This is a genomic window from Tyzzerella sp. An114 (assembly GCF_002161055.1).
GTDB lineage: Bacteria > Bacillota > Clostridia > Lachnospirales > Anaerotignaceae > Fimicola > Fimicola cottocaccae.
In genome coordinates this window covers 346,964-366,040 of the sequence record NZ_NFLT01000001.1, presented here as the reverse complement: position 1 = coordinate 366,040, position 19,077 = coordinate 346,964, and the positions used below count along the sequence as shown (strand labels likewise).

Genomic DNA, 19,077 nt, shown 5'->3' with positions numbered 1-19,077 from the left:
AAAATTTAGCTTTTTTTTAAAATTTATAAAAAACAAATTAGCATACTTCTCTTACATCATAAACATCTTCAAGTTTTTTCATATAGAGAACAGCTTTATCAAAACTTGTATATTCCATAGGCATATCTTCTAAAGTAACGCTTATTTCGTCTAAATCTTTCATAGAAAATTCTTTTACGTCAAATTGTTTTCTTCTTAAAGTTGTCATTACTCTTACAGCTGAATCCATACCACTTGTTACCTTGAAAGTTAAAGTTCTACACATATTATATTCCTCCTCAATATCCTTAAAACAATCATTTACTATTATCATTTTGTTGACCTGAGAATGAAATAAAAAAACCTCTCGGCTCTATACACAATGTAAGAATTGTATATAGGGACGAAAGGTTTCGTGTTACCACCCTATTTCACGGAAAAACCGCCTCAGTCAGGTCAATATTTAACCTTAGCCTTATAACGTAGGCATACGTCACAACTTAATTGGAAAAAATCTGTTCAGCTGTGAAGCTGGGAGTGATTAATCATATCCTTTAACCATCGGCTCGCACCAAATACCGACTCTCTGTACGCATAGGGGATACTTTTGTCTCCGTCTTCGCTTTTGTTTGTATGACACAAGTATAAAACCAAAAAAAAGATTTGTCAATAGTATTTTTTAAAATACATCAAAAAATTTCCAGTAGAATGTTTTACTAAAAATTATACTGTATTCTGTATTTGTTATATACTTTATACAAAGTATTATTAAAATACTATGGTTTAAATGAAAGCTATGTTTATTGAAAAATTGTATATTTAATGATAGAATTATGTGATTGAATATATAGGAAAAATAAAAAAATCCGCTGATTATTTCAGCGAATTTTATTATTTATCTTCTGTTTGCTCTTTTGTTGAGACCAGCTTGTTTTTCATTTGCCTGTTTAAGCCATTCTTTCATTTTATCTTCAAAGTCAGAAGAAGCTGTTACAGCAGGCTGTGGCTGGAAATATTCGTTGCTTGGATTATTTGAACCTCTGTTTTCATAATTATTTTTGTGTTCACGATTTTTGAAGTTCTGCTGAGGTTTTGAAGGTTTCTGAGGAGGAGGGAGAGTTTCTTTTATAGAAAGAGAAATTTTTCCTGTTTCCTCGTCAACTGACAGAACTTTTACATTTACAGTGTCGCCAACGGCGATATGCTCATTTATATCCTGTACAAAACTGTTTGAAATCTGAGATATGTGTACAAGACCTTGAGTTTTGCCATCAATGGAAACAATTGCACCAAAAGGTTTTATTCTAACAACTTTACCCTCAACAATTGCACCGATTTCTAATTTTTCAGACATTAAATAAAACAACTCCTATATATAAATAATTTTGTGTTGGAGAAATCCGACGGATATTCTCATAAATATGATGTATTAGTATAGCACAATTTTTATTAAAATTCAATAAAGTGATGTTAAGTTTGGAGGTATTTATGGTTAAAAAAAATGATATTGTTGAAATAGTCATTGATGAAGTTCTTTTTCCAAATAAAGGACGAGGAAAGTTTGAAGATACAAATATTATTGTAAAAAATACAGTTCCGGGACAGAAAGTTTCTGCTAGAATAAATAAAAAGAAAAAAAGCAGTGTTGAAGGAAGACTTCTTGAAGTTTTAGAAAAATCTCCTGTCGAGATAGAACCTAAATGTCCACATTTTGAGTTTTGCGGAGGTTGCACATATCAGCAGCTTAAACATGATGATGAGCTTAAACTTAAAGAAAATCAGGTTTTAAAACTCTTTAAAGATGGCAATATAACAGACTTTGAATATCTTGGAATTGAGCCTTCTCCAAAATTAGAAGGTTATAGAAATAAGTGTGAATTTTCATTCGGTGATGAGGAAAAAGGTGGAGACCTTGCTCTTGGAATGAGAAAAAGAATGAGTTATTATGAAGTTGTGACATTAACAGATTGTAATATTGTTGACAGAGATTTTATAAGTATAATAAAAACTGTATTAGATTTCTTTAAGGAAAGAAACGTTCCTTTTTATCATAAAATGAGACATGAAGGAGTTTTAAGACATCTTGTTGTAAGAAAAAGTGAGGCTTATGGTGAGATACTTATAAATCTTGTTACATCAAGTGAATATACATTTAGCAGAGATGAGTTTAAAAATGCTTTGCTTGAAACAGAACTTGAAGGAAGTATATGTGGTATACTTCACACAATAAATGATGGACTTGCTGATGTTGTAAAAAGTGACTCAACAGAGGTACTTTATGGAAAAGATTATTTTATGGAAAAACTCTTTGATTTAGATTTCAAAGTTTCAACATTCTCATTTTTCCAGACAAATTCTAAGGGCGCAGAAAAACTTTATTCAATAGTTAGAGATTTTGCGGGAGATGCTGAAAATAAAGTTGTTTTTGACCTTTATTGTGGTACAGGAACAATAGGTCAGATTATGTCAGAAAAATCAAAGAAAGTTATAGGAATTGAGATTGTAGAGGAAGCTGTTGTGGCTGCCAATGAAAATGCAAAAATGAATGGCATTTCAAATTGTGAGTTTATAGCTGGAGACGTTCTTAAAAAAGTTGATGAACTTACAGATAAACCAGATATTATAATTGTTGACCCTCCAAGAGATGGAATACATCCTAAAGCAATAGGAAAAATTATTGATTTTGGTGCTCCGGAAATAGTTTATGTTTCATGTAAACCAACTTCTCTTGTTAGAGATTTACAGATTTTTGAGGAAAGTGGATATAAGACTAAAAAAGTTAAACTTATGGATATGTTCCCAAGAACTGTTCATGTTGAGACGGTAGTACTTTTATCTCGTATATAATTATAAATAAAAAAAGAGAACTTTTTAAGTTCTCTTTTTTTATTATTATTTTACAACAAATATAATATAAATGGTATTATATGTGTAAAAAATAAGGTTTTTTATGGATAAACATAGACTTTAATTGAATTTAGTAGGGAAAAGTGATAAAATATAGAAGTTTGCTTTTTATTTAGAGAAGGAGGTGTTATATATGGAATTTAAAATTGAAGGCTATGAACCAAAAATGCTTTTTCATTTTTTTGAAGAAATAAGCTCTATTCCTAGAGGTTCAGGAAATGAAAAGGGCATAAGTGATTATTTGGTAGATTTTGCTACAAAAAGAAATCTTGAATATTATCAGGATAAAGATTTTAATGTAATAATAAAAAAGCAAGCTTCTGTGGGGGCAGAGAATAAACCGGCAGTTATGCTTCAAGGTCATGTTGATATGGTATGTGAGAAACGTGTTGATGTTGAACATGATTTTATGAAAGATGGTCTTAAACTTTATGTAAAAGATGGAATGCTTATGGCTGATGGTACAACTTTAGGTGCGGATAATGGTATTGCTGTTGCACTTATGTTGACTGTGCTTGATGATAATAATTTGAAAAATCCTCCTTTGGAGTGTGTGTTCACAACAGGAGAGGAAATTGGACTTTTGGGAGCTGTGGCTCTTGATAAGACAAAAATATCAGCAAGAACAATGATAAACCTTGATTCTGAAGAAGAAGGTGTTGCAACTGTAAGCTGTGCAGGTGGTTTGAGATATACCGGTTCAAAAGAGATTTCAGGCGAAATAAAAAAAGGGGTTATTCTGAAAATAGAGGTTTCAGGTCTTTTGGGTGGACATTCAGGTATGGACATAGATAAAGAGAGAAACAATGCTAATATTTTGATGGCTAGAATTATATATAAAATAATGAAAGTAGCAGATTGTAATATTGTTTCTTTTGAAGGCGGAACAAAAGACAATGCAATTCCAAGAGAGTGTAAAGCACAGATTATGTTTTCATCATTAGAAGAAGCTAAAAAGGGAGAAAATGCTTTAAATAGTATTATAGAGCTTTTAAAATCTGAAATTTGTCCTTACGAGGCTGATTTTAAAGTTGAAACTTTATTAACTGAAGAAAAAGAATGTTTTGCAGTATCAAAAGAAGATAGTAATTCTTTTATAAATGCAATAAGACTTGCACCTAATGGTATAAGAAGTCGCAATATAAATATGAATGGATTTGTTGTAACTTCTTTAAATTTAGGCATTGCTCAGTTGAAAGATAGTGAAGCTAAGCTTATTTTTGCTCCACGTTCTTCTGTTGCTTCTCTCCAAGAAGATACAAAAGAAGTTTTGGGAATACTTTTTGATACTTTTGGATTTGAAAAAAGTATTGATGGAGAGTATCCAGGCTGGAGTTATGCAGAAAAGTCTCCTGTAAGAGATGTATTCTGTAATGTTTATAAAAATCTTTTTGATAAAGACCTTAGAATAGAAGCTATTCATGCAGGTCTTGAATGTGGTCTTTTTTCTGATGCAATTGATAATATTGATGCAATAGCAGTTGGTCCAGACATATATGGTTGTCATACACCAGATGAGAGACTTCCTCTTGACTCTGTTGAGAGATTTTATAAACTTCTTTCAAGTGTATTAGAATATATGTCAGAAAATTAACAATTATTTATGTAAAAAAGGAGAAAAAAATGTCAAACAATAAAAATGATTTCAAGCCGTATATACCGGCTGACAGAGTTGTTCCAGAATTTACAGTAACATCTATACTTATAGGTATATTCCTTGCAATAGTATTTGGTGCTGCAAATGCATACCTTGGACTTCGTGTAGGTATGACTGTTTCTGCGTCAATTCCTGCTGCCGTAATATCAATGGCTATTATTCGTATAATATTAAGAAGAGATTCTATTCTCGAAAATAACCTTGTACAGACAATAGGTTCTGCTGGTGAATCTGTTGCTGCTGGTGCAATATTCACACTTCCAGCTCTTTTCCTTTGGGCAAAAGAGGGAGTTATAGACCCTCCAAGTGTTATCACAATATTTATGATTGCTCTTGTAGGTGGTATTTTAGGTGTTGCTTTCATGGTTCCACTTCGTCAGGCTCTTATTGTTGAGGAACATGGAACACTTCCTTTCCCAGAAGGTACAGCTTGTGCTGAGGTTCTTCTTGCTGGTGAGGAAGGTGGTAGCAAAGCTGGTACAGTTTTTGCTGGTCTTGGTATTTCAGCACTTTATAAATTAATTGCTGATGGTGCGAAAATATTCCCTAGTGAAGTAGGATATGCAATAAAAGGATATGCTGGTTCACAGATTGGTATACAGGTTCTTCCAGCCCTTACTGGTGTTGGTTATATCTGTGGTCCTAAAATTTCAAGCTATATGCTTGCTGGTAGTACATTAAGCTGGTTTGTACTTATGCCTATGATTGCTCTTTTTGGTGGAGATGCAATAATTTTCCCAGGAGCTGTTCCTATTTCAACTATGGACCCTGGTACAATTTGGGGAACATATATTAAATATATTGGTGCTGGTGCTGTTGCTGCCGGTGGTATAATAAGTCTTATAAAGACTTTTCCATTAATTGTAAAGACATTTGGACAGGCAATGTCAAGCATGAAGAAAAACCATGCAGCAAATGCTTCACTTCGTACAGAACAGGATTTACCTATGCCTTTACTTCTTATTATTGTTGTAGTAATAGCTCTTGCAATATGGATACTTCCTGTATTCCCTGTTAACCCTATTGGTGCTATTATAATAGTAGTATTTGGTTTCTTCTTTGCTACTGTATCATCAAGAATGGTTGGTCTTATAGGTTCATCAAACAACCCTGTTTCAGGTATGGCTATTGCAACACTTATCATTGCAACACTTTTATTAAAAGCTACTGGAACAGTTGGTGTAACAGGTATGATGGGTGCTATATCAATTGGTGCTATTATATGTATAATTGCAGCTATTGCTGGTGACTGTTCACAGGACCTTAAAACAGGTTTCATTTTAGGTGCTACACCTAAAAAACAGCAGATAGGTGAAATGCTTGGTGTTGTTGTTTCATCAGCTGCTATCGGTTTTGTATTATATCTTTTAAGTGAAGTTTGGGGATTTGGTTCAAATGAAATACCTGCTCCACAGGCTACAATGATGAAAATGCTTGTTGAAGGTATTATGAACGCTGAACTTCCTTGGGCTTTAATACTTATCGGTGTATGTGCTGCTATTGTTATTGAAATATTACAGATACCTGTACTTCCATTTGCTGTTGGTATGTATCTTCCATTCAGCTTAAATGCTGGTATTATGTCAGGTGGTATTATTAGATATATTGTTGAAAGTCGCAAAGGTTCAGAGGAAGAAAAGAAAGAGGCTGTTGACAGAGGTATATTATATACTTCAGGTCTTATAGCTGGAGAAGGTCTCATGGGTGTAATACTTGCCCTTCTCGCATTCTTCTATATTGATGTTGATATATCTGATAAATTCTCAATAGGACAGATTGGAAGTATTGTAGTATTTATACTTCTTCTTCTTTCACTTGTTTATGTTTGTGTTTCAAAAAGCAAAAAATCAAGTAAATAATTTTTAAAAATTACAGCCTGCCTTATAGCAGGCTGTACTATTTAAAATTTTTAATATTTTAAAGGAGATATTTTATGCCTAAAAATAAAAAAAAATCAAAGAATTATATGGATTTTATACCTGTAAGAAATAAAGATATAGAATATTCAATAAACGATGATGGAAAAGCTGTATTATTAATAGAGTGGAAGGGCTTTTATTATAAGATAGCTCAGAAATTTTTTAATCGTCCAAGAGTTAGCGATATAGATTTAGATGAATATGGTACTTTTGTATGGCTTGCCATTGATGATAATAAAACTGTATATGATATTTCATTGGAGATGGAACAAAAATTTCCTGGCATGGAAAAATCTTTATCAAGATTAATAAAGTTTTTGGAAATAATGAAAGATAACAATATTATACATTGGAAAGGTGAAAATAATGTTTAAATATGTGCCTTATGTATTGATGTTTGCTGTTATAACAGCTTTTATTTACACTTGGGGATTGTGGAGAGCTCAGAGAAAAACTACTGACCTTAATAATATGCTTTCAGCAAAGGGTATATCAAAAATAAAAAAAGCACTTAATGAAAAAGGTGAAATGACAAAAGAAGATATGGAAATTGTTGTGAAAGATATATGGGTTTCACAGCCTTTTTCTAAAGACAGAATGGGAGTTACAGAGCCTTCTTTGTTTGTTGATTCTTTAATTCCTTATATGATAAAACAAAAAATTGTAAAAGAAGAAAAAAAGAAGGGTAAAACTTTTTATACTTTATATGGAAAATAACATTAATTTGAAAAAAATACGGCAGATAGCTGTTTAATTCAGCTTATCTGCCGTTTTTTATAAATCTTATTATTTTATTAAATATTTATTACTTTAATTGAATGTAGCATATTTTATGGGTATATTATAAGTATGATATATACATATTTATAAGGAGTGATTTTTGATGATTAAAAATATGTTTAAATTATTTGCCTCTACTATTGTAATAGGAAGTTTATGCTATAACGCTTATGGTCAAAGTACATATTTAGCATTACCTTCTAACAACAATCTTTATATTATTAAAAATGGTGTGGAAACAAAAGTTGAAAATATGAGTGCCTATAATATAAATGGTAAAAACTATTTTAAACTTAGAGACATGGGAATAATAATGGAATTTTATGTTGAGTATGATAGTAGAACAAATGAAATAAATGTTGATACTTCAAAAAATAGCAGTGATAAAATGTCACATATCGAAAATATTTCTAAAAATGCTGTTAAATCTTCTCAAAGTGTGTTTATAGATGCAAAAAGATTTGGAAATCTTGAAGCTTATAATATAGATGGTAACAATTATTTTTCTATAAGGGATTTTTCAGATATTATAGGTTATGATTGTATTTGGAATGGTAATGAAAATAAGATAACTATTAATTTGGATAGTGACAATGACAATAATACAAATTCATCAAATGTTTTTATAGAAATAAATGAAAAACTTAATATAAATCCTAAAGAGGGAGATGTTCAGGCTCTTACAGAGTACTTAGCTAAAAATGCACAGGGATTTAATGAAAATTGTAAACTTGAAGACATAGAGAGTGAAGGCTCAAATGGAGATTACAGAGTTATATATTCCCTTTATTATAAAGGTTTTAGAACACAGAATGATTTAATGGTGTTTATAAGTAATGATGGAATTAAATACGTAAATAAAATAGTAGATTTTAATATTAATGGTAAAGATATAACTATAAATGGAAATGATGTTTCTGAAGGAGAAATTGAAAACGCAAAGAAAAAAGCTCTTGAGGGATTTGAAAATTATAAAGTTTACAGCCAAAGTGCAGAGAAGCAGTTGGACTTAAATTTAAGACCTATGATTTATGTTGTTACAGTGTTTGAGGATAAAACAGGTTCTAAATTTACAACAAATTATACTTATTATCTTGACTAATAACATATTTTTTATAAAATTACTTGTGTCCTTCCAAAAAAGACAAAATTTGCATATTTTGTATTTTTAATTTTAAATACAATTTGTGAAATAATCTTGTAAATTTTTTTGATATATGGGATAATAAAATAATATTATAGTGAAAAAATAAGCTTATTTTTATTAGTGTAACTTAATATGGAGGGTTGATATGACGGACATTCATGGTATATTAGACAAACAACTTGAAAGTATTATCAATCTTTGCGAGGACATATATAAACACCCTGAACTTGGTTACAAAGAGTTTAATACAAGGAAAAAAGTTATAGATGTTCTTGAAAAGGCGTGTATTCCGTACAGAGACTGTGCCTATACAGGTATACTTTCAGAAATTGACTCAGGAAAAGAAGGACCACATATTGCACTTATATGTGAGCTTGACGCTGTGCCAACACTTAACCACCCTTACGCAAATAAAGATGATAATGCTGCCCATACTTGTGGTCATTATGCTCAAATTGGGGTTATGTTAAGTCTTTTTGTTGCCCTTAAAGAGGCAAATACTCTTGATAAACTTTGTGGAAAAGTTACCCTTGTTGTAACTCCTGCTGAAGAATTCTGTGATATGGATTACAGAAAAAATCTTATAAAAGAGGGAAAAATATCCCACCCCTCAGGAAAACAGGAGATGATTTCCCTTGGAATTTTTGATGATGTTGATATAGTTCTTTCTTGTCATGCTATGGGTCTTGATATGGAAAAATATCATGCTGAGATAGGTGCAGGACTTAATGGTTTTATTGGTAAGAGAGTTATATTCTATGGAAAAGCTGCCCATGCTGGAAGTAATCCTGCTGGTGGTGTAAATGCTTTAAATGCAGCTAATCTTGCTATGTCTGGTATTAATTTCCTTAGAGAGACATTTAAAGAAGAAGATGCTATAAGAGTTCATTTCGTTATGTCAGAGGGAGGACAAACTGTAAACACAGTTCCTTCAAGAACACAGCTTGAAATGTATGTAAGAGCAAAAACAGTAGATGCTATATTTGAAACTAATGAAAAGGTTGAAAGAGCTATAAAAGCTGGAGCTTATGCTATTGGCTGTGATGTTGAAATTCAGGATACACCGGGATATTTCCCACTTCATCAAGACGAAAACCTTACAGAGCTTGTTAAAGAGCATATTTTAAAATATATGGGACCAGAATGGGTTGCACAGGGAACTCATGGATTTGCTTCAGGTGATATGGGTGATATATCTATGATGTGGCCTACTGTTGAAATTGGTGTGGCAGGTTTTACAGGAACAATGCATGGTGTTGACTTTAAAACAGCAGACTATGAACAGGCTTATAAAGTACCAGCTCATTATTTTGCTGATACTATTATAGACCTTCTTTCTAATGGAGGAGAAAAAGCCTATTCAATAAAAGAAAGATTTAAACCTGTAATGAGTAAAGAAAATTATCTAGAACTTCTGGATAATCTTAATAAATCAACTATTTATAAAAAGGAGACAGAGATACTATGAAGAAAAAAATATTAAGTGGTTTTGTAATGGCTTTAATGGTTGTTTCAATGCTTGCAGGTTGTGGTGGAAAAACAGAAACTACTGAAGATAACAATGCTGGAACAACAACAGAGGAAAACACAGGAGACAAATTAAAAGTAAGTCTTCTTGTTACAGGTTCATTTGGAGATAAAGCTTTTAATGACTCTGCTCAGGAAGGTATGGAAAAAATTAAAGCTGATTTAAGTGACAAATGTGAAGTTGAAATGATTGAAATGGGTAACGATAAAACAAAATTTGAAGGCTCACTTTTAGATGCTTCTGATTCTGATGCTGATGTAATTATCGTTGGAACATGGGATATGAAAGAAAACCTTGAAAGAGTTGCTCCACAATATCCAGAAAAGAAATATATCATATTTGACACAGATGTTGACTATTCTCTTGGACTTGAAAATGTTTACTCAATGAGCTACAAACAGAACGAAGCTGCTTTCCTTGCAGGTGTTCTTGCTGCTGGTGTTACAACATCAGACATGGAATTTGCTAATCCTGAAGCAACAATAGGTTTTGTTGGTGCTAAAGATACAGCAGCTGTTATAAATGACTCTGTTGTAGGATATATTGAAGGTGCAAAATTTATGAACCCTGACATAAAAGTTCTTGTATCTTATGTAGGTTCATATACAGACTCTGCTACTGCTAAAGAGCTTGCTCTTACACAGTACTCAGGTGGTGCTGACTGTGTATTCGTTGCAGCTGGTCCTGCTTCTGTTGGTGTTATTGAAGCTGGTGCAGAAAGTCAGAAATATGTAATCGGTGTTGACTCTGACCAGGCTCTTGCTTATGAAGGAAAAGATGAAGCAAACTACATCATTTCTTCTGCAATAAAAGGTGTTGGAACAAGTATTTACAACTCAATAGAAAAAGAACTTGAGGGAACACTTCCTTATGGAACATATGAACAGCTTGGACTTGCTGAAAATGCAGTTGGAATTGCAGACAATGATATTTATAAATCAGTTGTTCCTGAAGATATAAGAAATAGCGTTGAAGATGCAAAACAGAAAATATTAAATGGTGAAGTAACTGTAAGTACTGCTTATGGTATGGACGAAGCAACATTAAAAGAAATTATAAACAGTGCTCAGTAATTGAAATATTTTAAAGCTGTTGCAGTAATGCGACAGCTTTATTTTAGTAATACAACTATAAATACAAATAAATCATATGAAAGGAATGTGGGTATGGAGCATGATTTTATACTTGAGGCACGCAATGTGACAAAGGTTTATCCCGGTGGAGTTGTTGCCAATCACAATGTAAATCTTCAGATTAAAAAAGGTGAAATTCACGCTCTTGTAGGAGAAAATGGTGCAGGAAAATCTACACTTATGAAAATGCTTTTTGGTATGATAAGCCCAACAGAGGGAAGTATAATTGTAGATGGAAAAGAAATGCATTTTTCTTCTTCAAAAGATGCCATAGCAGCAGGTCTTGGAATGGTTCATCAGCATTTTATGCAGGTTCCTTCAATGACTGTTGCAGAAAATCTTATACTTGGTGCTGAGACAGGTACAAGTATAAAGGTTGATAGAAAAAAAGCTGTTGAAATTACAAAGGAGCTTTCTAAAAACTATAACTTAAAAGTTGATGCAGAGGAAAAAGTTCAGGATATTTCTCTTGCTATGCGTCAGAAACTTGAAATTTTAAAGGCTCTTTATAGAGGTGCTCATATACTTATACTTGACGAGCCTACTGCTGTACTTACACCACAGGAGACAGAGGAGCTTTTTGAACAGTTAAAACTTTTAAGAGATAAAGGACATACAATTATATTTATATCCCATAAACTTAATGAGGTAAAAGCTCTTTGTAGCAGAATGACTATTTTAAGAGACGGAAAAACAATGGGTACTTATGATATAAAAGACCTTGATGAAAATGAAATTTCCCGTCTCATGGTTGGTCGTGATGTAAGTCTTGACATTGAAAAAGATGAAGCTGATTTTGGTAAAACTGTATTTTCTGTTAAAAATCTTATGTATACAGACCATTTCGGCAAAACAAAAGTTGATGATGTTTCATTTTCAATTAAAGAAGGTCAGATTTTGGGTGTTGCCGGTATTGACGGAAATGGTCAGTCTGAACTTATAGAAATCATTGTGGGAGTTTTAAAACAGCAAAAAGGAAGTATATTTATAAACGGAAAAGATATATCAAATGCATCTGTTTTAAAACGTCAGGAGTCAGGAATTTCTCATGTTTCTGAGGATAGAATGAGATATGGAACAGCTCCAAAACTTTCTCTTGAGGATAATGCCATATCAAAAATTTATTATACAGATAAACTTAAAACAAGAGGACTTTTGGACTCAAAGAAAATTACAGAGTTTACAAACAAAATACTTGAAGAGTTTCTTGTAAAATATGATAATTCAAAACAGTCAATATCAGAACTTTCAGGTGGTAATGTGCAAAAGGTTGTTGTTGGTCGTGAGTATGACTATATGCCAGACCTTTTGATAATGAACCAGCCTACACGAGGAATTGACGTTGGTGCTATTGAATTTATACGTAAAAAAATAGTTGAAATGAGAAAAAACAGAAAAGCTATATTGCTTGTATCTGCTGACCTTAGTGAGATACTCTCTTTAAGTGATACAATAATCGTTATGCATGAAGGTAGAGTTGTTGGATATATTGATGATGTTAAAAATACATCAGAAAAAGAACTTGGTCTTTATATGCTTGGAGTAAAAGAAGATACAAAGGAACATATTGGAGGTGCTTATAGTGAATAAAAAATTTACAGCTGTTCGTCTTGCATGTGCCTTTGCTATTGCTATTCTTTTGACGGTTATTATAATATTTTCAATAAGTAATGAGCCAGGCACAGCTATTTATAATCTGTTTTTAGGACCTTTACAGTCAAAACGTCATTTATTTGATGTTTTTGCAAGTAGTATTCCTCTCATGTTTACAGGTCTTGCCCTTGGACTTGTGTTTAAATCAGGTAACTTTTCAATGATTGCTGATGCTTCACTTTATACAGGTGGTGTTATAGCTGCGGCAATAGCTATTATGATACCTTTACCAATGATAATACACCCTATTGTTATATTTATAGTTGCGGCTTTAATAGGTGGTGTTATAGGAAGTATACCTGCTATACTTAAAGTAAAATTTAAAGCTAATGAGCTTGTTACATCTTTGATGTTTAACTATGTATTTTTCTATCTTGGAATATATACAGTAAATCGTTTCTTTGTAGATAGAGAGGCGGGAACTTTTGCATCTTTAAAATATTCACCTACTGCTACTTTAGGAAATATGTTAAGTGGTACAAAACTTCATTGGGGTTTTGTTATAGCAATAGTTGTTGTTATACTTTTATATTTACTTGTATATAAAACAAAATTTGGATATGAAATACGTATTTCAGGTAGCAATCCAGAGTTTGCAAAATACAGCGGTATAAATACAAGTCGTGTAATAATACTTACACAGGTTATTGCAGGAGCTGTTGCAGGTCTTGGTGGAGCTGTTGAACAGCTTGGTATGTATCAGAGATTTAATTGGCAGGACTCACCTTCTTATGCTTGGGACGGTGTTATTATAGCTATACTTTCTGGAAACAATCCTAAGTTTGTTCCTTTTGCAGCATTTTTCCTTGCTTATATTCGTGTAGGTGCTGACCTTATGTCAAGACGTTCTGATGTTCAGAATGAACTTGTTTCTATCGTTCAGGCGGTACTTATACTCTTTATAACTGCTGAAAGATTTATGGCTGGTTGGAAACAGAGACAGGAAGCTAAAAAAGTATTAAAGGAGGAAGCATAATATGGAGATTTTAAGAGACATATTTGGTGCATTAAGTGTGCCTGATTTCTATTTTGCCATGTTCCGTAGTGCAACTCCTGTACTTTTAACAACATTGGGAGCTATGGTTGCATCTCGTTCAGGAACAAGTAATATTGCCCTTGAAGGTATAATGCTTATATCTGCCTTTGTGGGAGTTGTTGTAAGTGCTTTTACACAGAGTGCTTTCGTTGGATTTTTGGGAGCTGTTTTGGCAGGCTTTGTTATAAGTAATATACTTGCCTATTTCGTTTTAAAACTTAAATCAAATGCTGTTATATCTGGTATTGCCATAAATACATTGGCTTCCGGTGGTACTATATTTGTACTTTATCTCATAACAGGTGAAAAAGGTGCTTCAACATCACTTCACTCACTTAAATTACCTAATGTAAATATACCTGTTATACAGGATATTCCTGTAATTGGTACAATACTTTCAGGTCATCACATACTTACTTATGTAGCTTTTATACTTGTTATTGTAATATGGTATATGTTTAAATATACTAGATTAGGTATGCATATAAGAGCTGTTGGTGAGTCTCCGGAAGCTGCTGAATCTGTTGGTATTTCAGTTCAAAAAGTAAAATATATTGCTCTTGTAATAAGTGGTATTTTGACAGGTATGTCAGGAGCTTTCCTTTCAATGGGATATGTAGGTCTTTTCTCATCAGGAATGACCGCTGGTAGAGGTTATATTGCCCTTGCTACACAGGCTATTGCTGCCGGTAATGCTGTTATAGGTATGTTTGCATCTCTTATATTTGGTTTCTGTTCAAGTCTTGCGAACTATCTCCAATCTTCAGGTATACCTCTCCAGTTTATACAGCTTATGCCATATCTTATAATAATAATTGTTTATACATGGTACTGTGCTATGGTTGAAAGAAATAAACTTAAAAGACAGATGAATAATGCTAAGAAAGGGGAGACACACGTAAAATGACAGAACTTCATTTACATCTTGACGGCTCTTTAAGACCGGAAACAGTTTGGGAGCTTGCTAAAATTCAAGGTATTGACTTAGGTGCAAAAGATATTGATGAACTTAAATTTATGATGAAAGTCCCTGATGATTGTAAGACACTTCATGAATGTCTTGAAAGATTTGATGTTCCTCTTAAAGTTCTTCAAACAGCTGATGCTATTGAGAGAGTTACTTTTGAGCTTGTGGAAGACCTTTCAAATATTGGAGTTGACTATGCAGAAATACGTTTTGCTCCACAGCTTTCAACAGAAAAAGGATTATCTCAAGATGAAATTGTTGAAGCTGCTATAAAAGGTGCAAAAAGAGGAATGGAAAAATATCCTAATATAAAATGTGGTCTTATACTTTGCTGTATGAGAAATGAAAACATTGAGGATAAAAATTTACAGACAATAGAGACTGCTAAAAAATATATGGGTGATGTTGTCTGTGCTGTTGACCTTGCTGGTGCAGAGTCTTTATATCCTACTGAGATGTTTGAAAATGTATTTAAAAAAGCTAATGAATATAATTTACTAAGAACAATTCACGCAGGAGAAGCGGCAGGTCCTGACAGTATAAGAAAAGCTCTTTCCTATGGAACAAAACGTCTTGGACATGGTGTCAATGCAATTTTTGACAAAGAGCTTATGGAAGAACTTATTGACAAGGGAGTTACTCTTGAGGTTTGTGTTACAAGTAATTATCAGACTAAAGTTGTTGATAGTATAGACAAACACCCTGTCAAAAAACTTTTTGATGCTGGTGTTAGAGTTACTGTAAACTCTGATAATATGACTGTATCTGATACTAATATTCATAAGGAAATTAAAATACTTAAAGAACAACTTGGTTTTACTGATGCAGATATTGAAAAAATGCAAAAGTATGCTGAGGAAGCAAGATTTATTAAATAATTAATAAAAAAAGAAAAAGCAGGAATGCTTTTTCTTTTTTTATTGTCTTTTATTATGTTAAAGATATATAATTAATTATACTCAATAGGAGGGTGATATTTTATGAAAAGAAAACATTACTTTTTTTATGGTAGAGTGCAGGGGGTAGGTTTTCGCTATACTATGACATACAATGCAAGAAATTTAGGTCTTACAGGTTGGGTAAGAAATCTATATGACGGCAGTGTTGAGGCAGAAGTTCAGGGAAGTGAAGTCCGTATTATGGCACTTATAGAAAAAATGCAGAGTAACAGATTTATAAGAATTGACTCTATGGAAGTTTATGACATGACATTTGTTGAAGGTGAAAAAACATTCGTTGAAAAATGGTGATTTTGTAAGAGAACTGTTTTAATTAAAATGGTTCTCTTTATTTTTGATAATTGTAATGGATTTATAAATATGATATAATGAGTATACTTTAATTTAAAAACCAAACTTATTATATATTCAGAGAAGGAGGAGTTTTCCAACTTTGATGATTTATTTTAAGTTTATTGTTTACACAGTTACTGACACAAATTTTAAAAAATGTGAAAGAAGGACGGTGTTTTTTTAGTGCCTTCTTTTAAGGCATTTTTTATTTTGAAAGGAGAATTTTTTTGGAATATAGAGTGGCTTTAATTGGAATTATGGTTGAAAATCCTGATGCTGTTGAGACTTTAAATAAAATACTTCATGACTATGGAAGTTATATAGTTGGTAGAATGGGTATACCTTACCATAAAAGAAATGTAAATATAATAAGTATAGCTGTTGATGCACCTCAAAATATAATAAGTGCCCTTTCAGGTAAATTAGGTATGATTGAGGGTGTAAGCTCTAAAACTGTATACTCAAATATTAAAGGCGAGGAATAGGAAATGAAAAAACTTATTGATAAACTTGAAAAAGAAAAAAGATTGTCTTTTGATGAGTGGAAAAGTATTATTGTTGAGTTTAGAAAAGAAAAAGACAAAGCCCTTCCTCTCTTTGATAATGACAGTATACTTTCTTATGCTTCAGAAAAAGCAAGAAAAATAAGACTTGAAAATTTCGGCAATAAGATTTATATACGAGGTCTTATAGAATTTACTAATTATTGTAAAAATGATTGTTATTATTGCGGTCTTAGAAAAAGTAATAAAGATATTGAGAGATACAGACTTGATGAAAATATTATATTAAAATGCTGTGAAAAAGGGTATCAGCTGGGATTTAAAACTTTTGTTTTACAGGGTGGAGAGGATTTATATTTTAATGATGATAGAATGGAAAGTATAATAAAAAATATAAAGAAAAATTTTCCGGACTGTGCTTTAACTTTGTCTGTTGGTGAAAAATCCTTTGAAACATATGAAAAATGGAAAAATGCTGGTGCTGATAGATATTTGCTTAGACATGAAACTGCCGACAAAAAACATTATAGCACCTTACACCCTGAAAGTATGAGTTTTGACAATAGAATGGAATGTCTTAAAAATCTTAAAAAATTAGGCTATCAAACAGGCTGTGGAATAATGGTTGGTTCACCTTTTCAGACAGTTGAATGTATAGTTGAAGATTTAATGTTTATGGAAAAATTTCAGCCTGAAATGGTTGGGATAGGACCATTTTTGCCCCAGCACTCAACACCATTTTGTGATAAAAAAGGTGGAAGTCTTGAGGAAACACTTTTATTACTTTCCCTTGTAAGAATAATGCTTCCTAAAGCTTTACTTCCTTCAACAACAGCTTTAGGCACTGTAAAAGAAGGTGGCAGAGAACTGGGAATACTTTGTGGTGCTAATGTTGTAATGCCTAATTTATCACCTTTAGAGTTTAGAGAAAATTATCTATTGTATGATAATAAAATTTGTACAGGTGATGAGGCTGCTGAAAGTCTTAAATCTCTTGAAAAAAATATGAAAAATATAGGTTACGAGATTGTAAAAGAAAGAGGGGACTCACCCTTTTTTAAAAAATAATAAATAATAAAAAATAATAAATCTGACGGGAAAGGCTTTATGCTCTGACCCTATGAAGAAAGGAAGAATGAAATGTATAACTACAACCCTAAGTCATCAAAAGCAGAGGAATTTATAAACCATGAGGAGATTATAGAAACTCTAAAATATGCAGAGGAAAACAAACACAATGAAAAACTTATAAGTGACATAATAGAAAAAGCTAAACTTAGAAAAGGTCTTACTCACAGAGAGGCTTCTGTACTTCTTGAGTGTGATATACCTGAAAAAAATGAAGAAATTTTTAAACTTGCAAAACAGATTAAAAAAGATTTTTACGGTAATAGAATAGTTATGTTTGCTCCTTTGTATCTTTCAAATTACTGTATAAATGGCTGTGTTTACTGTCCTTATCACTTAAAAAATAAACATATAGCAAGAAAGAAACTTACTCAGGAGGAAATTAAAAAAGAGGTTATTGCCCTTCAAGATATGGGACATAAAAGACTTGCTCTTGAAACAGGTGAGGACCCTGTAAATAATCCTATTGAGTATGTTTTGGAGAGTATAAAGACAATTTACAGTATAAAACATAAAAACGGTGCTATACGCCGTGTTAATGTAAATATTGCTGCTACAACTGTTGAAAATTACAGAAAACTTAAAGAAGCTGGAATAGGTACTTATATACTTTTTCAAGAAACATATCACAAAGAAAGCTATGAAAAACTTCACCCAACAGGTCCTAAACATGACTACTGTTATCATACAGAGGCTATGGATAGAGCACAGCAAGGTGGAATTGATGATGTAGGACTTGGTGTTTTATTCGGTCTTGAACTTTATCGCTATGAGTTTGCCGGACTTTTAATGCACGCTGAACATCTTGAAGCTGTTTTCGGTGTAGGTCCACATACTATAAGTGTTCCAAGAATTCAGCCAGCTGATGACATTGACCCTTCTGAATTTGATAATGGAATTGATGATGATACTTTTGCTAAAATTGTTGCTTGTATAAGAATTGCTGTTCCATATACAGGAATGATTATATCAACGAGAGAGAGTAAGGCTTGTCGTGAAAGAGTTTTAGGACTTGGTGTTTCACAGATAAGTGGAGGTTCTAGGACAAGTGTTGGAGGATATGCTGAGCCTGAACCAGAGGAAGAAAACTCTGCACAGTTTGATATAAGTGATAACAGAACTCTTGATGAAGTTGTAAAATGGCTTATGGAACTTGGATATATACCTAGTTTCTGTACAGCTTGTTACAGAGAAGGAAGAACAGGAGACCGTTTTATGAGCCTTTGTAAGAGTGGACAGATACAGAATTGCTGTCACCCTAATGCCCTTATGACACTTAAAGAATATTTAATTGACTATGCTTCAGAAGGTACAAGAAAAGTAGGGGAAGAAATGATTGAAAGAGAAATATTAAATGTGCCTAATGATAAAGTTCGTGATATAGTAACTAAAAATATTGTTGAGATTGAAAAAGGAAATCGTGACTTTAGATTTTAAGGGGGAAATGT

18 protein-coding genes and 1 other annotated feature are annotated in these 19,077 nt (G+C 32.4%); of the genes, 16 read left to right on the top strand and 2 right to left on the bottom strand.

The window, feature by feature from the left end; all coding sequences use genetic code 11:
* Nucleotides 1-37: 37 nt before the first annotated feature.
* Nucleotides 38-265 carry a hypothetical protein gene (locus B5E58_RS01615; protein ID WP_088107929.1) on the bottom strand — a complete coding sequence of 76 codons (228 nt, stop codon included), beginning with the start codon at nt 263-265 and terminating at the stop codon, nt 38-40.
* 110 nt (nt 266-375) lie between these two features.
* Nucleotides 376-608, bottom strand: a binding site (T-box leader).
* A gap of 266 nt (nt 609-874) precedes the next feature.
* Entirely contained in the window at nt 875-1,333 is a 459-nt protein-coding gene (locus B5E58_RS01610) for a S1 RNA-binding domain-containing protein (RefSeq protein WP_088107928.1), read from the bottom strand.
* A 134-nt stretch (nt 1,334-1,467) separates the two neighbouring features.
* On the opposite strand from B5E58_RS01610, the gene rlmD reads away from it, so the two are divergent.
* From rlmD to hydG, 16 genes are all read left to right on the top strand, one after another.
* Nucleotides 1,468-2,826, top strand: a complete 1,359-nt coding sequence (gene rlmD, locus B5E58_RS01605; RefSeq protein ID WP_088107927.1) for a 23S rRNA (uracil(1939)-C(5))-methyltransferase RlmD — start codon at nt 1,468-1,470, stop codon at nt 2,824-2,826.
* 193 nt (nt 2,827-3,019) lie between these two features.
* Entirely contained in the window at nt 3,020-4,480 is a 1,461-nt protein-coding gene (locus B5E58_RS01600) for an aminoacyl-histidine dipeptidase (protein ID WP_088107926.1), read from the top strand.
* Between the two features lie 29 nt (nt 4,481-4,509).
* The gene (locus B5E58_RS01595) at nt 4,510-6,402 is read left to right on the top strand and encodes an OPT family oligopeptide transporter (protein WP_088107925.1); all 1,893 of its coding nucleotides are present in this window, start codon (nt 4,510-4,512) and stop codon (nt 6,400-6,402) included.
* Nucleotides 6,403-6,476: 74 nt separating this feature from the next.
* Nucleotides 6,477-6,836 carry a PqqD family protein gene (locus tag B5E58_RS01590; RefSeq protein ID WP_088107924.1) on the top strand — a complete coding sequence of 120 codons (360 nt, stop codon included), beginning with the start codon at nt 6,477-6,479 and terminating at the stop codon, nt 6,834-6,836.
* Nucleotides 6,829-7,179 (top strand): hypothetical protein, encoded by a 351-nt coding sequence (locus B5E58_RS01585; protein ID WP_088107923.1) that lies wholly within the window; start codon nt 6,829-6,831, stop codon nt 7,177-7,179. The genes B5E58_RS01590 and B5E58_RS01585 overlap by 8 nt, the downstream gene beginning before the upstream one ends.
* Before the next feature lie 166 nt (nt 7,180-7,345).
* A complete protein-coding gene (locus tag B5E58_RS01580) occupies nt 7,346-8,344 on the top strand; it encodes a hypothetical protein (RefSeq protein ID WP_088107922.1) in 999 nt (332 codons plus the stop codon).
* A gap of 190 nt (nt 8,345-8,534) precedes the next feature.
* Nucleotides 8,535-9,857: an amidohydrolase gene (locus tag B5E58_RS01575; protein ID WP_088107921.1), complete on the top strand. Its 1,323-nt coding sequence runs from the start codon at nt 8,535-8,537 to the stop codon at nt 9,855-9,857.
* Nucleotides 9,854-10,990, top strand: coding sequence for a BMP family ABC transporter substrate-binding protein (locus B5E58_RS01570; RefSeq protein ID WP_088107920.1), 1,137 nt, complete (start codon nt 9,854-9,856; stop codon nt 10,988-10,990). The genes B5E58_RS01575 and B5E58_RS01570 overlap by 4 nt, the downstream gene beginning before the upstream one ends.
* Nucleotides 10,991-11,083: 93 nt before the next feature.
* Complete coding sequence (locus B5E58_RS01565) at nt 11,084-12,640, top strand: ABC transporter ATP-binding protein (protein ID WP_088107980.1); 1,557 nt, start codon at nt 11,084-11,086, stop codon at nt 12,638-12,640.
* Nucleotides 12,633-13,679, top strand: a complete 1,047-nt coding sequence (locus B5E58_RS01560) for an ABC transporter permease (protein ID WP_088107919.1) — start codon at nt 12,633-12,635, stop codon at nt 13,677-13,679. The genes B5E58_RS01565 and B5E58_RS01560 overlap by 8 nt, the downstream gene beginning before the upstream one ends.
* 1 nt (nt 13,680) lies before the next feature.
* Entirely contained in the window at nt 13,681-14,646 is a 966-nt protein-coding gene (locus B5E58_RS01555) for an ABC transporter permease (RefSeq protein WP_088107918.1), read from the top strand.
* Entirely contained in the window at nt 14,643-15,584 is a 942-nt protein-coding gene (gene add, locus B5E58_RS01550; protein WP_088107917.1) for an adenosine deaminase, read from the top strand. The genes B5E58_RS01555 and add overlap by 4 nt, the downstream gene beginning before the upstream one ends.
* A 102-nt stretch (nt 15,585-15,686) precedes the next feature.
* Nucleotides 15,687-15,956, top strand: coding sequence for an acylphosphatase (locus tag B5E58_RS01545; protein WP_088107916.1), 270 nt, complete (start codon nt 15,687-15,689; stop codon nt 15,954-15,956).
* A gap of 269 nt (nt 15,957-16,225) precedes the next feature.
* The gene (locus B5E58_RS01540; RefSeq protein WP_088107915.1) at nt 16,226-16,483 is read left to right on the top strand and encodes a TM1266 family iron-only hydrogenase system putative regulator; all 258 of its coding nucleotides are present in this window, start codon (nt 16,226-16,228) and stop codon (nt 16,481-16,483) included.
* Nucleotides 16,484-16,486: 3 nt separating this feature from the next.
* A complete protein-coding gene (gene hydE, locus B5E58_RS01535) occupies nt 16,487-17,569 on the top strand; it encodes a [FeFe] hydrogenase H-cluster radical SAM maturase HydE (protein WP_088107914.1) in 1,083 nt (360 codons plus the stop codon).
* A 72-nt stretch (nt 17,570-17,641) separates the two neighbouring features.
* Entirely contained in the window at nt 17,642-19,066 is a 1,425-nt protein-coding gene (gene hydG, locus B5E58_RS01530) for a [FeFe] hydrogenase H-cluster radical SAM maturase HydG (RefSeq protein ID WP_088107913.1), read from the top strand.
* Nucleotides 19,067-19,077 lie beyond the last annotated feature (11 nt).

Bases quoted from the DNA above. Each gene is read 5' to 3' on its own strand.
- B5E58_RS01615 (WP_088107929.1), bottom strand. From the start codon at position 265: ATGTGTAGAACTTTAACTTTCAAGGTAACAAGTGGTATGGATTCAGCT.
- B5E58_RS01610 (WP_088107928.1), bottom strand. From the start codon at position 1,333: ATGTCTGAAAAATTAGAAATCGGTGCAATTGTTGAGGGTAAAGTTGTT.
- rlmD (WP_088107927.1), top strand. From the start codon at position 1,468: ATGGTTAAAAAAAATGATATTGTTGAAATAGTCATTGATGAAGTTCTT.
- B5E58_RS01600 (WP_088107926.1), top strand. From the start codon at position 3,020: ATGGAATTTAAAATTGAAGGCTATGAACCAAAAATGCTTTTTCATTTT.
- B5E58_RS01595 (WP_088107925.1), top strand. From the start codon at position 4,510: ATGTCAAACAATAAAAATGATTTCAAGCCGTATATACCGGCTGACAGA.
- B5E58_RS01590 (WP_088107924.1), top strand. From the start codon at position 6,477: ATGCCTAAAAATAAAAAAAAATCAAAGAATTATATGGATTTTATACCT.
- B5E58_RS01585 (WP_088107923.1), top strand. From the start codon at position 6,829: ATGTTTAAATATGTGCCTTATGTATTGATGTTTGCTGTTATAACAGCT.
- B5E58_RS01580 (WP_088107922.1), top strand. From the start codon at position 7,346: ATGATTAAAAATATGTTTAAATTATTTGCCTCTACTATTGTAATAGGA.
- B5E58_RS01575 (WP_088107921.1), top strand. From the start codon at position 8,535: ATGACGGACATTCATGGTATATTAGACAAACAACTTGAAAGTATTATC.
- B5E58_RS01570 (WP_088107920.1), top strand. From the start codon at position 9,854: ATGAAGAAAAAAATATTAAGTGGTTTTGTAATGGCTTTAATGGTTGTT.
- B5E58_RS01565 (WP_088107980.1), top strand. From the start codon at position 11,084: ATGGAGCATGATTTTATACTTGAGGCACGCAATGTGACAAAGGTTTAT.
- B5E58_RS01555 (WP_088107918.1), top strand. From the start codon at position 13,681: ATGGAGATTTTAAGAGACATATTTGGTGCATTAAGTGTGCCTGATTTC.
- add (WP_088107917.1), top strand. From the start codon at position 14,643: ATGACAGAACTTCATTTACATCTTGACGGCTCTTTAAGACCGGAAACA.
- B5E58_RS01545 (WP_088107916.1), top strand. From the start codon at position 15,687: ATGAAAAGAAAACATTACTTTTTTTATGGTAGAGTGCAGGGGGTAGGT.
- hydE (WP_088107914.1), top strand. From the start codon at position 16,487: ATGAAAAAACTTATTGATAAACTTGAAAAAGAAAAAAGATTGTCTTTT.
- hydG (WP_088107913.1), top strand. From the start codon at position 17,642: ATGTATAACTACAACCCTAAGTCATCAAAAGCAGAGGAATTTATAAAC.